The organism is Bradyrhizobium sp. SZCCHNS1022 (genome assembly GCF_032484835.1).
Classification (GTDB): Bacteria; Pseudomonadota; Alphaproteobacteria; order Rhizobiales; family Xanthobacteraceae; genus Bradyrhizobium.
Genome location: NZ_JAUETT010000001.1, coordinates 2,493,783 through 2,506,909, shown reverse-complemented (window position 1 = coordinate 2,506,909; position 13,127 = coordinate 2,493,783). Strand labels below are relative to the sequence as shown.

Below are 13,127 nucleotides of genomic sequence, written 5' to 3'. Positions count from 1 at the left end.
CATAAAATCATCGGGAGGAATCGCATGTCAGACGCAACGGTCACGGCAAGTGCTCCACAATCGGGCTCCAGCGAGACGCAACAGGTCGATGTTGCGGTGGTCGGCGCGGGATTCGCCGGCCTCTATGCGCTGTACCGCCTGCGCAAGGCCGGTTTTTCGGTTCTGGCGCTGGACACTGCCGATGACGTCGGGGGCACTTGGTATTGGAACCGCTATCCCGGCGCGCGCTGCGACATCCAGACGGTCGACTACAGCTACACTTTCGACCCAGAGCTCGACAGCGCTTGGCATTGGTCGGAGAAATACGCCACCCAGCCTGAGATCCTGCGTTATCTCGGCTTCGTCGCCGACCGCTACGATCTGAGGCGCGATATCCGTTTCGGCACCAAGGTCATCGCGGCAAATTGGGACGAAACCAGCGAGCGCTGGCTGCTGACCACCGACAAGGGACCTGCCGTATCCTGCCGCCATTACATCATGGCGACCGGCTGCCTGTCGCAGCCGAAGCCGCCGGAGATCGATGGCGTCCAGGACTTCAAGGGTGAGATCCACTTCACCAGCCGCTGGCCGAAAGACGAGGTGACATTCGCCGGCAAGCGCGTTGCCGTCATCGGCACGGGATCGTCCGGGATCCAGTCGATACCCGTGATCGCCGAGCAGGCCGCGCAGCTGATCGTATTTCAGCGCACACCGAACTTCGCGCTTCCAGCACATAACGGCCCGGTGCCGCAGGATCGCGCCGCCCAATTGGCGCAGGATCGCGCCACCTTCCGCGAACAGGCGCGGTGGTCGCTCGCCGGCGTGCCGTTGCCGCCCGCGACCGAATATAGCTGGCAGATGAACGAGGCCGAACGCCGCGCGCGGTTCGAGACGCTGTGGGCGGCAGGCGATCTCGTCGGCATGCTGACTCAGCTCTGGGCGGATCAGGGCGTCGACCCCGACGGCAATGCACTGCTCGCCGATCTGATCCGCGAGAAGATCCACGAGATCGTCAAGAATCCCGACACCGCGGCGGCATTGACCCCACACGATCATCCGTTCGGCGCCAAGCGGCCCTGCCTCGACACCAACTACTACGCCACGTTCAACCGGCCGAATGTCACCTTGGTCAACCTGCGCCAGGAGCCGATCACGGCGATCACCGCGAACGGCATCAAGACGGAGAAGCGCAGCTTCGATATCGACATCATCGTGTTCGCAACCGGCTTCGATGCGATGACCGGCGCGATCAGGGCGGTGCATCCGATCATGGGACGCGGCGGCAAATCGTTGTCCGACCTCTGGGCCCACGGTCCCGAGACTTATCTCGGCCTGACCGTTACCGGCTTCCCCAATCTGTTCCTGATCACCGGGCCGGGCAGCCCGTCGGTGCTCTCCAATATGGCGGTCTCGATCGAGCAGCATGTCGACTGGGTGGTCGATCGGCTGATCGCGATGCGCGAGTCCGGCTTCACTGCCATGGAAGCGACCGAGACCGCGCAGGCCGGTTGGGCGCGACACATGGCCGACTGCGCGATGCTGACGCTGCATCGCCTGGCCAACACCTGGTATACGGGCGCCAACGTGCCGGGCAAACCGCAGGGCGTGATGCCTTATACAGGCGGCGTCGGTCCCTACCGCAGCATCTGCAACGAAATTGTCAGCCGCGGCATGCTCGGCTTCAAGCTGAGCGGACCGAACGGCGCCACGCAATGTAACGACGGCGAAATCGTGCGGCTGCAGCCGGACGTGCGGCTGGTGTTGAACATGCTCGCCGAGATGAACCTGCCGCCGATCGAATCCATGGGCGCGCAAGGCGCGCGCGAGTTCGTCGCGCAGTTCAATACAACGCGGCCGCCGGGCCGGCCGGTCGGTGAAGTCAAGGACGGCACCTTGCAAGGCGCCGATGGTCCCCTGCGCTATCGGCTGTATCGCCCGGCAACACCGGGACCACATCCGATCGTGGTCTATTTCCATGGCGGCGGCTGGGTGCTTGGTGACGAGCAATCCGATGATCCGTTCTGCCGCGACATGTGCCGCCGCTCCAACATGATCTTCGTCAGCGTGGACTACCGCCACGCGCCGGAGCACCGTTTCCCGGCCGCAGCGGAAGACGGCTACGCGGCGACGCGCTGGGTCGCCGACCATGCGGCCGAACTCGGCGGCCGCAACGGCCCGGTGCTGGTCGCGGGCTGGAGCGCGGGCGGCAACATCGCTGCCGCCACCTGCCAGCTCGCGCGCGACCGTGGCGGACCTGCTATCGGCGGGCAGCTGCTTATTTGTCCGGTCACCGACTGCAGCTTCGATCGCCCCTCTTATACCGAGAACGCGACCGGCTACTTCCTGACCCGCTCGCTGATGTACTGGTTCTGGGACATCTATTGCTCGCCGGCCGACCGCACCGATCCGCGCGTCTCGCCCCTGCGCGGCAAGCTCGCCGACCTGCCGCCGGCCTATATCGTCACCTGCGAGTTCGATCCGTTGCGCGACGAAGGCATTGCTTATGCCGAGGCCTTGGCGGCTGCCGGCGTTCCGGTCAGCCAGCTGAAGGCGCATGGTCACTTCCATTCGTCGTTCACGATGGTCGACGTCATCATCACCGGCGTCAGCGGGCGCATGCAGATGGCCGAGGCTCTGCAGGTGTTCGCGCGATCGCATGATGAAGCCGTCAGCGCGCCGCCGGAGATCCATGCCGCGGCCAGCTAATCAGTGGCAGCCCGCAGCTTGCGAAAAGCTGCGGGCCGCTCGATGAGCTTGCCGGCCGCTTGCGCCAGAACCTGCGCGGTGCCGGAGGTCTCCACGGATAACCCTCGCGCGGCAGCGAGTAAGGCCCGCGCCGCGCGTGCGGGGTCCGCGCCCACCCGGTGCAGGCGCTTCAACGTTGCAGTCAGTCGCCGCTGGAGCCCCTGCGAGGAGGCGACGATCGCAAAGTCGGCAAGATGCTCGATTGCCTCTGCGACGCAGAGCAGCGCCAGCGCATCCTCGGCCAGCCGCGACGCCGGCAATGAGGCGCGCTCGCCCCAATAAGTCGCCAGCAGAATGCGATGATGCAGCAGCGCGCGCCATCTCCGTCGCCGTGTCGACCGAAGCGCGCTTGCCGCAAGGTGCTCCAGATCGTCGATCATGGCGGTGCGGACGGCCTCGTAGCGCCCGCGGCTGTCGATGGGATAAATCAGCTGGAACGCGACCAGGCCAACAGCAGGACCGATGATGACGGCAAGGCTTGCCATCAGCGAATGTTCGAGCGTCATCGTCTGCGGCCAGGCCGGCTGCAACATCAAGAGCAGCACCATATTGTAGTCGAACGCCATGCGCTGCGTCAGCCGGTGCGCAAACAAGGGCGCGCCGAGCAGAATGAAGGGCATCATGGCCACGACCAGCTCGAGCGGGCCGTTCGCGAGCGGCCAGACCAGCCAGCGGCAGATCAGGGCGAACGCAGTACCGAGCAATTGTCCGACCAGGACATGGCGCAGCATCGATGCCGGGTTCTCGAAGGTCGAGAAGATCGACAGCATGATCGCGGTGCCCAGCATCATGAAGCCGCCCATGTCCCAGCCGGTCGCAAGCCAGATGGCGCCGGTCGCAAGCAGTCCGATCATGGCCCGCAGCATGGCGCGACGCGCCAGCAGCCAATCGCGATGCAGATCGAGCTCGGCGGCGGAATCGCCTTCGAGGTCACCAAGGTCGCAGGTTGCGGCCGCCAGTTCGTCCAGCACCGTCGTGAGATCATCCCTCGGATCTGCCGCGCCGATGGCCTGACGCAGCAATTCAAGCGCCCGCTCCGGATCCGATGTCGCGCACCGTTCGGCTCCCTCGAGGATTTGGTCGGATAGCATAATCGCTGGGGCCACATCCGATCGCAGCCACAGCACAGCCGCCACCTGCGCGGCCAGCAGCGCCCGAATCTTCTTGACCAGCCGGCGCCCCTGGCGCGAGCCGGCACTGTGCAGATCGAGCGTGCCTTCCAGGGCGGCAATGTCCGAGAGGATCGACCGCTGCTCGTTCTCCGAAACCGGAGCCCCATGCAATCGCGCGACGAGATCGCCAACAATACGGGCGCTCAGACTGCGCGCCTTTTCGATCACCGTGACGTCGTCGCCGGCAGCTGCGAACAGCAGGCCTACGATCAAGGCCGCCACGATACCGACCGCGACCGTGAGCACCCGGTCGATCCCCAATGCCAGCACATGTTCGGGATGGGCGGCATCGAGCAGCGCCACCATCGCAGCGGAATAACCGGACAGCATCGCGGCGTAGGACGCGTAGCCGCGAACCAGATTGCCGATGAAGGCGCAGAGGCCGATCCACGCGGCGATGCCGATCACGAGCACCCAGGGCTCTCCACGCGACATCAGCACCAGGCCCATGCCGAACAGCGCGCCGACGATGGTGCCGGCGAACCGTGCAGCGCTTTTTTCCAGGAGGTGGCCACGCAGCGGCTGCGACGCCGCCCACACCGTCATCGCAGACCACTGCGGATGTTCGAGCCCGAGTAGCCAGGCCAGCAGAAGCCCGAGCGAGGCAGCAATCGCCGTGCGCAAGGCGAAGGCGAGCTTCGGCGGCTCGAAGCCGAGGCGCGCGAGCGCTTGGATCGTCATGGCTTGTCTTCCTTTGCCAGCCGGTGCTCGATCTGCGCGAAGACCTCGAGCGTCGCCTGCAGGTGCTCGTCGTCGACATCCTTCAGCATCGCGACCTCCGCCTGGTGCAGGATGCGATAGACCGACGTCAGCGCGCGCCGCCCCTTTGCGGTGAGAAAGATGAGCCGCGCGCGACGGTCGGTCGGCGACACCCGCCGCTCGACCAGCCCCTGCTCGCCGAGAATGTCGAGCAGCCGCACCAAGGTCGACCCGTCGATGCCGCAGCGGACGGCGAGCTCGTTCTGGGTGATGCCATCGCCGGCCCGATCCAAATGCACCAGCGGCGGCCAGGCGGCATCCGACAGGCCGAGCGCGGCCATTCGCGCGTCGAGCGCGCGCCGCCAACGGCGGCCGAGGCCGACCAGGGCAAAACCGAAGCGCAGACGGGCATTTGAAGCGGAGCCTTGCATTGGGTAATTACTTGAAGTAAAATTGTTTGAATTCAATCTATTTTCCCACAAAATCACGCAACGCTGCCCTGCTTCCCACGCCGCCCTGAACGCGTCTCTGCCCGCAGCCATCGACCTCGCCGCGACGCTCCGGCATGCGACAGCGACTTACCGGACGGACGGATCCGTTCGGGGCTCGCGGTCTCCGTCGCGCGTCGGCGAAGTGCTGCCCGCCACTGTTGGCGGCCCCACCAGACACCGACCGAAACCCCGAGCCATGCAGCGGAGGCTGCAATGAAGGCGGCGGGAATGCTGTGACGGACCAGCAGCAGAAAACAAGCTGCAAAGGCCAGCAGGCCAAGACTGCCAACCGTGGCGCCGACCGAATCCAGGGCCGCAGCCTCTTGCCCGCGCCTGGTCCCACCGAGGCCGGCCTCGCGCTTGCGCCGTTTCTCGTCCCCCTCGATCAGCGTGGCGCTGGCGCAGAAGATCGCGGGCAGAGCCAAGAACAGGCCGCCGAGCGCGGGACCGAACCCGCGCGCAATCAATCCGGCCACCACGGTCACGGCGCCGCCGAGGGCAAAGCGCACGACGTGTTCGTACCAGCGGCCCTCCTTCAGCGAGGACAGCGAGAAGCCGATCAGCATCAGGCGCCTCCCGGAAACAGCGCCTGCAGGCCGAGCGCCGCGATCAGCCAGACCGTGAGCGCAAGCAGGGTCGCGGAGAAGGCGCGCATGCGCGCCCGCATCAGGAGTTGGCAAACAACGATGCTGTAGATCGCGAGCGCGATGGCACCGAACATCATCGAGCGGCTCTGGATGGCGGCATATTCGGCGCCATGGACGGCGATCGCGATGCCAAGTGTCGCCAGCGCCACCGACGGCGCCGCGCTGAACAGGCCGGCAAAAGTCTTTGGACGCAGCACGTCGCCAAGCACGGCGAAAGCGGAGACCACGAGGCCGCCGAGGACGAAGCGAAGCAGATATTCGCTCATGAACGCCCCTCCGGCTTCTTGTCGCGAACAGGCGCCAGCGAGAGCTGCGTCGGACATCCGGTCACCAGGCGGAGAATGCGGTCGAGCGCCACGCCCATGACGAAGCCTGCGACGACGTCGCTGGCCCAATGCGCCAGGATGAGCACCCGTGTCAGCGACAGGCCAACGGCAACGCTGCGAATGAGCGCGCGCGGGCGCGAGGGCAGCAGGCCTGCCGCGGAGGCGACCGCTCCCATGTGCAAGGCGTGGCCGGAGGGGAAAGCGTCCTCGCGTTTGCCGGAACAGGAAATCCCGTTGATATGACCGAGCAGGGTCTCGCGGTCAGGGCGGGTTTGATCGATGTACCTCTTGAGGAGATGCGGCAGCACCGACGCGGCGGCCGTCAGCAGCAGCATGTGATCGGCCACGCGGCGCACCGATTTCTCCTGACCGCGTGTAGCAACCCAGCCCAGAGCAGCCAGTGCAAGCAGCACATGCTCGTCTGCGCCCCAGGAGAGAGCGCGCCCGAGCTTTTCAGGTGCGGGCCTTGCGTGATGTGCGATTGCATCGGCGATGGCGATATCGGGTTTCGTCGGCTGCACCCTCACCAGCGGCTTCGGATGAGCTTTGTCGAACATGCCGGCAAGCGGCGAATGCGTCACCTTCTCCAACGCGTCGAACACGGGCATCCTGGAGCTTCATGAAAGGGTTCCGTTCCAACGCTCCCGCGTCAAAGAAGTTTCACAAAACCGTCGCACGGGTTCCGCTGCTCCCCGCTCGGTTCGCCCTGCTCATCGCGCCATTGCGGCATCATAGGCGCGCACGGAGGCAAGCGCGGTGTCACGCACCTGCGCGGCCGTCATGCCCGGCTTGTAGAGACTTGATCCCAAGCCGAAGGCGCGAACTCCCGCCGCGGCATAATCGGAAAGATTCTTGTCCGACACACCGCCGACGGCGCCGACCACCACGCCCTTCGGAAGCACGGCGAGCTGCGCCGAGATGCCCGAAGGCCCGAGCACGGAAGCCGGAAAAAACTTCAGCGCGGACGCGCCGGAGCGCAGCGCCAGAAAGGCTTCCGTCGGCGAAAACACGCCGGGCATGGTCACCAGGCCCCGCGCGCCCGCCGTCGCCAGCACATCGGGATCGACATTGGGGCTGACCATCAACCGGCCGCCGACATCGGCGAGGCGCGCGCAATCGGCAGCGCTGAGCACGGTGCCGGCGCCGATGAACACGTCGCTGCCGAAGCGCTTGCACAGGCGCTCGATGGACACGAAGGGATCGGGCGAGTTCAGCGGCACCTCGATCAGCTCGAAGCCGCTCTCGATCAGCACACCGACGATTGCCTCCGCTTCCTCCGGCTTGATGCCGCGTAGGATCGCGACCAGCGAACGTTTCACCTTGGGCCAGGATACCGACTGCGTCATGTTCAGAACTGAGCTCCCCAAATCTGCAAAGCGGCCTTGGCAAGGCCTTGCCGCGAGGCCTGCTCGGCATCGACGACGGTGACGGCAAAGCCGGCCTGCGCCAGCGCCTGCTGATAGAGCAGACCGAGCGCGCCGGCGCCAATCAGACGCACGGCCCGCTCGCCGCGGAAACGTCGGGACGCATCGGCGAGTTCCGTGCCGATCAGGAGACCGGACAGGGTCGCAGCCCCGTCGGCGCGCTGCGCGAAGCCGAGCAGCTGCGCGGCCCGCAGCCGAAACAGCGACGTGGTCAATCCGCTCGGAGAGACTTGCGCGGCGGCAAGCGCGTCGCGAAACGCCGTGCTCTCCGCTGCTGGCGCAGCCGACGGCTCCACCGCATGGGCGAGGATGCTGTGCTGTGAGATCACCGCAAACAGCTCTCCCGTCATGTAGGTCGTGAATTCGCTCACGCGGCCGGCTTCGATCGCGATCCACTTGCTGTGCGTGCCGGGAATGCAGACCAGCCCGGTGAAATCGGGCTCGGTGACGCCGAGCAGCTGCGTTTCCTCGCCACGCATGACATCCGGCTGATCAGCTCGCGCCTGGGCGAGCCCAGGCAGGATGCGGATGTCACCACCAGCCTCGAGATGAACCGCTCCTTCATGCAGGCTGTCGAGCCGGGTCGGCGTCCGCACATACGGCGCCTCGACCCAGCCCTGCTTGGCGCCGGCCATGCCGCAAATCAACACCGGCAGATCGTCGGGCGCGCCGAGCTTGGCGCGATGATCGCGCAGCACCGGCGCGAAACCGGTCGCCGCACAATGCAACATGCCTTCGGGCCCGCGGCTTTCGGCAAGCACGTCTCCTGCTGCCGATATCAGCCAGCCGCGAAAGCTCGACGTGCCCCAATCGACAGCAACAAAGGCGGGCTTGGCGTCCACTGACTTTGCGCTCACTCACTTCTCCTCACGCGCGCCTGCACCGGTAAATCCATCTCGCATCCAGCCCCATTTCGACAAAAGGTCAAGCGACCGAACGCCGACGATCCGCAGCATCGGTCACGCCAGTTCCGCCCGGACCGGGACGAGCAAGGCGCGCCTCCTCGCCTTCGCGGCGCGTTCGCGCCCGAATTATGGATCGTGAGCCGCCTCCGAAAGCAAAGAGGCGCAGGGAATGCCGGGCGCTGGCCGCAACCCATGGCCCGCCTGCGAAAAAAATGCAGGCGGCAGGTACCACAGGTCCAGCCGAACGATCCGGCATTCCCTGCGCGATGGGTTTAACGGTTGCTCCGCGCTCTCCCTGGTGCACCGGGCTTGTTGGCCACCATATCCGCGCATGATGCAGACGCATCAGCGCGAGGACACCAGCGTCGGGGTGTCAGGACCACGCGGCTTGGCCGTCCGCAACAGCGTCAGTCGTCTTGCGCAACAGCGCCTGACACTCTCGCGGCCACCGCTCCCCGCCTCCACGTATCGCGACGATGCGCACGTCCCTCTTCATCGAGGCGGGATGCCCTAGACAACCACGATTTCTGAAAAATAGAAATCAAAATATTTTTCGCAGAGCATCTGGACTGGGGTGATCCGCCTGGAAGCTCAAGCAAATTTGGCTTTTTGACGCATCGATATTCAAGGCACGCAGGGAGATCCGGCGAAGGCCGGCAAGGACGATCCGCGCTGACCTTCGGATGTTTGCACGTTTATGCACGTTGTTATTCTTGTTTTTGCATGATAGGGTCTCGGCCATGTCAGACGAAATTCCGATGGCGCGGCGGGACCTGATCGGCGAACGCCTGGCACAGGGACAATCGGTCATTGCAGCAGCGCTGGCGGCCGAATTCGACGTCTCCGAGGACGCGATCCGGCGCGATCTGCGGGCGCTGGCGGCCGAAGGACTTTGTCGCCGCGTCTATGGCGGGGCGCTGCCGATCACGCCGGGATGGTTGCCGATGGCGGCTCGCATCGGCGCAGATCGTGAGCGCAAGCAAGCGCTGGCGCGTGCTGCGGCTACGGCGATCAGGACCGGCGAATTCATTTTTCTCGACAGCGGCAGCACCAATCTGGCGCTGACCGAATTCCTGCCCGAGGATGCCGAGCTCACGATTGCGACCAATTCGATCGACATCGCAACTGCGGTGCTGCAACGCCAGGACCTGAAGCTCATCATGATCGGCGGCGCCGTCGATCCGGTGATCGGCGGCAGTGTCGATGCCGGTGCGGTTCTCACGATCGGGCAGATGAACGTCGACCGGCTGTTTCTCGGCGCCTGTGCGGTGTCAGCCAAGAGCGGGATCAGTGCGATCGACACTGCCGACGCGATATTCAAGCGCACGCTGCTCTCGGTCAGTCGAGAGACTCTCGTGCTGGCCACCACGGACAAGCTCGAGACCCGCGCACCACATCGCGTCGCCGCGATCAAGGACATCGCACACCTCGTCGTGGAGCATGACGCGCCCACCGCTCAGCTCAAGGCCCTTACGAAGGCCGGCGCCTCCATTCTCAAAGCCGGTCCACCGGCATGACGACAGCCAAACCATCATGCGGCCCGATGAACGCGGATCGCACCTGCTCGTCGCTCACCTGTCCCCACTTGCGGGACGAGCGCCCTGCGCCCTAGCCTGAGAGTTCATCATGTCGTCTTCTGTTCAGCGCGCGGCCAAGCTCGCGACACGGCTCGGGTTCTTCGTCGCCGGGTTCGGCATCGCTTGCTGGGCACCGCTGGTGCCGTTCGCCAAGCAGCGGCTCGCGGTCGATGATGCGACGCTAGGCCTGCTTCTGCTCTGCCTCGGCATCGGCGCGGTGGCCGCAATGCTGCTGACGGGCGTGCTGACGAGCCGCCTTGGCAGCAAGCCGATCATCGTCGCGGGCGGCTTTGGGCTCGCAATCATCCTGCCCCTGCTGGCATTTGCAGCCACGCCGGCAATGCTGGGAGCCGCATTATTCGCCTTCGGCGCCTCGCTGGGCTCGCTCGACGTCGCCGTGAACGTTCATGCGATCGAAGTCGAGCGTGCCGAAGGACGGCCGCTGATGTCAGGCTTTCATGCCCAGTTCAGCATCGGCGGCTTCGTCGGAGCCGGCATGATGACGCTGTTGCTGGCCATGGGGGCCGATGCGCTGATCAGCACCCTCGTCTGCTCGAGCCTCATGGGCCTAGCCATGGGGCTCACCACGCCGCGGCTCCTGCGCGCGCGGCCGTCCGAGGCCGGACCGCTCTTCGTTCTCCCACATGGCTTCGTGGTGCTGCTGGCCGCCTTGGCCGGCATCATGTTTCTGGTCGAAGGCGCCATGCTCGACTGGGGCGCGCTGCTGCTCACGGCTGCGGACCACCTGCCCAAGGCGCAAGCGGGCCTCGGCTACATGCTGTTCTCGATCGCCATGACGGCGGGCCGGCTCGGCGGCGATGCCATCGTGAGCCGCACCGGCGACCGCGCCACCCTGTTCTGGGGCAGCCTGATCGCAATCGCGGGCTTCGTCGTCCTGCTCACCATTCCCTTTGCCGCCGTCGCCATCACCGGCTTTCTGTTGATCGGCCTCGGCGCATCCAACCTCGTCCCGATCCTGTTCCGTAAGGCAGGCACGCAGGACGCCATGCCGGTCAGCCTCGCCGTCGCAGCGGTCACCACGACGGGCTATTCCGGCGTTCTGTTAGGACCCGCAGCGATCGGCTTCGTCGCCGAGTTCGTCAGCCTGCAGGCGGCATTCTGGATGCTGGCCGCGCTGCTCGGCATCGTGACGTTGTCGGCGCAGCGCGCCGGCGCGGAACAGAACTGAACGGACCTCCCTATGCATCTCGCCCATGTCGCGCTCTGGACCAGCGATCTCGACGCCGCAGCAGCGTTCTGGCAACGCTACTTCCATGCAACCGTGAGCCCGGCATATCACAGCACGCGCCGCGCCGGCTTCGTCTCGCGCTTCGCCACGCTGCCCGGTGGCGGCACGCGGATCGAACTCATGACCGGCCCGTGGCTTGCCGGTGCGAATGCGTCTGACTGCATCGGTTGGGATCACGTCGCCGTTGCGCTCGGCAGTGCGGCTGACGTCGATGCGCTCGCTGAACGTTGCGCGGTCGATGGCGTCCTCGTCTCGGCGCCACGCACGACCGGCGACGGCTTCTACGAGGCGGTGATCGCCATGCCTGACGGAAGCCGCGTCGAGGTCACGGCGTAGCAGCGCCGACATCGGCGATTTCACGCGATGACAGTTGTTTGAAATTCCTGCACACGTTGTAGGTGCCACAAATCTGCAATGGCAGGCTGCTACTGCTGTCCAACAAGGCAGCGGGACAGTGCAGCGATGATAGGCCGACGACATGGGATGCGCATCCGGCTCGCGGCGTGTCGCGCGCTTGTCTGGGCATCGGTCGCGGCGATCACGTCGCTATCAGCAACGTCGTCGTGCGTGCAGGCGGCCGAATTCTCCATCGTCAACGCATCGCCCGTCCATCTGCAGCACCTCTATGTCTCGCCCTGTCATGTGCGGCAGTGGGGCCCCGACCAGCTCGCCGAGCCGCTTGCGCCGTCCCGGCTTGCAACGGTCTCGAACCTGCCCGCCGGCTGTTACGACATCCAGTTCGTTGTCGCGCCCTGGAACAATTGCGTCATCGCCGGCGCGAACCTGCGCCGACGGACGCTCTGGAAGGTGACGCAGTGGACCGTGTTTGGCTCCCAGAGCGGCGATTGCTCGCATATCGCGGGTTTCGTTCCGACCACGCCGCGGCCGTGGGCCTGGCCGACGGATTCCGCCGCCGTTCCGATCATAAGGAAGGACTGACGTGGCCCGGGTGCTGGTGACCGGCGGCGCCGGATTTCTCGGCTCGCATCTGTGCGAACGCCTGCTCGATCGCGGCGACGACGTGCTCTGCGTCGACAACTACTTCACCGGCCGCCGGGCCAACATCGCGCATCTGATCGGCAATCCGTATTTCGAGGTGATGCGTCACGACGTGACGTTCCCGCTCTATGTCGAGGTCGACCAGATCTATAATCTCGCCTGCCCGGCCTCGCCGGTCCACTATCAGTTCGATCCGGTGCAGACGACCAAGACCAGCGTCCATGGCGCGATCAACATGCTCGGCCTCGCCAAGCGCGTAAAGGCAAAGATCCTGCAGGCCTCGACCTCCGAGGTCTATGGCGACCCGGAAATCCACCCGCAGCCCGAAAGCTATTGGGGCCGCGTCAATCCGATCGGGATCCGCTCCTGTTACGACGAAGGCAAACGCTGCGCCGAGACCTTGTTTTTCGATTACTGGCGCCAGCACGGCTTGCGCATCAAGGTCGTCAGGATCTTCAACACCTACGGGCCGCGAATGCATCCGAACGATGGTCGGGTGGTGTCGAATTTCATCGTGCAGGCCCTGCGCGGCGAGGACATCACCATCTATGGCGACGGCAACCAGACGCGCAGCTTCTGCTACGTCGACGACCTGATCGAGGGCATGATCCAGACCATGGACACGCCGGACGACTTCACCGGCCCGATCAATATCGGCAATCCCAACGAGTTCACCATCCGCGAGCTGGCCGAGCGCGTGATCGCGCTGACGGGATCGCGCAGCTCGCTGATCTTCAAGCCGCTGCCTGCAGACGATCCGCGCCAGCGCCAGCCCGACATTTCGCTGGCCCGCACCGTGCTCGACTGGATGCCACGCGTCCAGCTCGACGAGGGCCTGCAGAAGACCATCGCCGATTTCCGGCGCCTGGTGAACACGGCGGCCGAAGCGGCAGAGTAAGTGCGGCGGTTGCGGC

13 protein-coding genes are annotated in these 13,127 nt (G+C 65.5%); 6 read left to right on the top strand and 7 right to left on the bottom strand.

The annotated features are described in order from the left end of the window. Positions 1–24 precede the first annotated feature (24 nt). Positions 25–2,685, top strand: coding sequence for a flavin-containing monooxygenase (locus QX071_RS11300; RefSeq protein WP_315700740.1), 2,661 nt, complete (start codon positions 25–27; stop codon positions 2,683–2,685). On the opposite strand, the gene QX071_RS11295 is transcribed toward QX071_RS11300, so the two are convergent. The 7 genes from QX071_RS11295 to QX071_RS11265 form a co-directional block, all read right to left on the bottom strand. Further along, positions 2,682–4,577 carry an FUSC family protein gene (locus QX071_RS11295; protein ID WP_315700741.1) on the bottom strand — a complete coding sequence of 632 codons (1,896 nt, stop codon included), beginning with the start codon at positions 4,575–4,577 and terminating at the stop codon, positions 2,682–2,684. The genes QX071_RS11300 and QX071_RS11295 overlap by 4 nt on opposite strands. Continuing rightward, positions 4,574–5,026 (bottom strand): MarR family winged helix-turn-helix transcriptional regulator, encoded by a 453-nt coding sequence (locus QX071_RS11290; protein WP_315700742.1) that lies wholly within the window; start codon positions 5,024–5,026, stop codon positions 4,574–4,576. Before QX071_RS11290 ends, QX071_RS11295 begins: the two co-directional genes overlap by 4 nt. Positions 5,027–5,079: 53 nt before the next feature. Then, positions 5,080–5,652, bottom strand: a complete 573-nt coding sequence (locus QX071_RS11285; RefSeq protein WP_315700743.1) for a hypothetical protein — start codon at positions 5,650–5,652, stop codon at positions 5,080–5,082. After that, positions 5,652–5,999: a DUF3147 family protein gene (locus tag QX071_RS11280; protein WP_315700744.1), complete on the bottom strand. Its 348-nt coding sequence runs from the start codon at positions 5,997–5,999 to the stop codon at positions 5,652–5,654. Before QX071_RS11280 ends, QX071_RS11285 begins: the two co-directional genes overlap by 1 nt. Then, positions 5,996–6,667, bottom strand: coding sequence for a phosphatase PAP2 family protein (locus QX071_RS11275; protein WP_315700745.1), 672 nt, complete (start codon positions 6,665–6,667; stop codon positions 5,996–5,998). Before QX071_RS11275 ends, QX071_RS11280 begins: the two co-directional genes overlap by 4 nt. A 102-nt stretch (positions 6,668–6,769) precedes the next feature. Continuing rightward, positions 6,770–7,405: a 2-dehydro-3-deoxy-6-phosphogalactonate aldolase gene (locus tag QX071_RS11270; protein ID WP_315700746.1), complete on the bottom strand. Its 636-nt coding sequence runs from the start codon at positions 7,403–7,405 to the stop codon at positions 6,770–6,772. Positions 7,406–7,407: 2 nt separating this feature from the next. Then, positions 7,408–8,340, bottom strand: coding sequence for a 2-dehydro-3-deoxygalactonokinase (locus tag QX071_RS11265; protein ID WP_315700747.1), 933 nt, complete (start codon positions 8,338–8,340; stop codon positions 7,408–7,410). 788 nt (positions 8,341–9,128) lie between these two features. Between QX071_RS11265 and QX071_RS11260 the strand changes: the two genes are divergently transcribed. The 5 genes from QX071_RS11260 to QX071_RS11240 all read left to right on the top strand — a co-directional run bounded on the left by QX071_RS11260 (position 9,129) and on the right by QX071_RS11240 (position 13,111). Beyond that, positions 9,129–9,905 carry a DeoR/GlpR family DNA-binding transcription regulator gene (locus QX071_RS11260; protein WP_315700748.1) on the top strand — a complete coding sequence of 259 codons (777 nt, stop codon included), beginning with the start codon at positions 9,129–9,131 and terminating at the stop codon, positions 9,903–9,905. 109 nt (positions 9,906–10,014) lie between these two features. Then, on the top strand, positions 10,015–11,154 hold the full coding sequence (locus tag QX071_RS11255) for an MFS transporter (RefSeq protein WP_315700749.1): 1,140 nt from the start codon (positions 10,015–10,017) through the stop codon (positions 11,152–11,154). Positions 11,155–11,166: 12 nt separating this feature from the next. Further along, positions 11,167–11,550 (top strand): VOC family protein, encoded by a 384-nt coding sequence (locus QX071_RS11250; RefSeq protein ID WP_315700750.1) that lies wholly within the window; start codon positions 11,167–11,169, stop codon positions 11,548–11,550. A gap of 147 nt (positions 11,551–11,697) precedes the next feature. Then, a complete protein-coding gene (locus QX071_RS11245) occupies positions 11,698–12,153 on the top strand; it encodes a hypothetical protein (RefSeq protein WP_315700751.1) in 456 nt (151 codons plus the stop codon). Between the two features lies 1 nt (position 12,154). After that, the gene (locus tag QX071_RS11240; RefSeq protein WP_315700752.1) at positions 12,155–13,111 is read left to right on the top strand and encodes a UDP-glucuronic acid decarboxylase family protein; all 957 of its coding nucleotides are present in this window, start codon (positions 12,155–12,157) and stop codon (positions 13,109–13,111) included. Positions 13,112–13,127 lie beyond the last annotated feature (16 nt).

Coding starts and splice junctions, on each gene's coding strand:
- QX071_RS11300 (WP_315700740.1), top strand. CDS start 25: ATGTCAGACGCAACGGTCACGGCAAGTGCTCCACAATCGGGCTCCAGC.
- QX071_RS11295 (WP_315700741.1), bottom strand. CDS start 4,577: ATGACGATCCAAGCGCTCGCGCGCCTCGGCTTCGAGCCGCCGAAGCTC.
- QX071_RS11290 (WP_315700742.1), bottom strand. CDS start 5,026: ATGCAAGGCTCCGCTTCAAATGCCCGTCTGCGCTTCGGTTTTGCCCTG.
- QX071_RS11285 (WP_315700743.1), bottom strand. CDS start 5,652: ATGCTGATCGGCTTCTCGCTGTCCTCGCTGAAGGAGGGCCGCTGGTAC.
- QX071_RS11280 (WP_315700744.1), bottom strand. CDS start 5,999: ATGAGCGAATATCTGCTTCGCTTCGTCCTCGGCGGCCTCGTGGTCTCC.
- QX071_RS11275 (WP_315700745.1), bottom strand. CDS start 6,667: ATGCCCGTGTTCGACGCGTTGGAGAAGGTGACGCATTCGCCGCTTGCC.
- QX071_RS11270 (WP_315700746.1), bottom strand. CDS start 7,405: ATGACGCAGTCGGTATCCTGGCCCAAGGTGAAACGTTCGCTGGTCGCG.
- QX071_RS11260 (WP_315700748.1), top strand. CDS start 9,129: ATGTCAGACGAAATTCCGATGGCGCGGCGGGACCTGATCGGCGAACGC.
- QX071_RS11255 (WP_315700749.1), top strand. CDS start 10,015: ATGTCGTCTTCTGTTCAGCGCGCGGCCAAGCTCGCGACACGGCTCGGG.
- QX071_RS11250 (WP_315700750.1), top strand. CDS start 11,167: ATGCATCTCGCCCATGTCGCGCTCTGGACCAGCGATCTCGACGCCGCA.
- QX071_RS11245 (WP_315700751.1), top strand. CDS start 11,698: ATGCGCATCCGGCTCGCGGCGTGTCGCGCGCTTGTCTGGGCATCGGTC.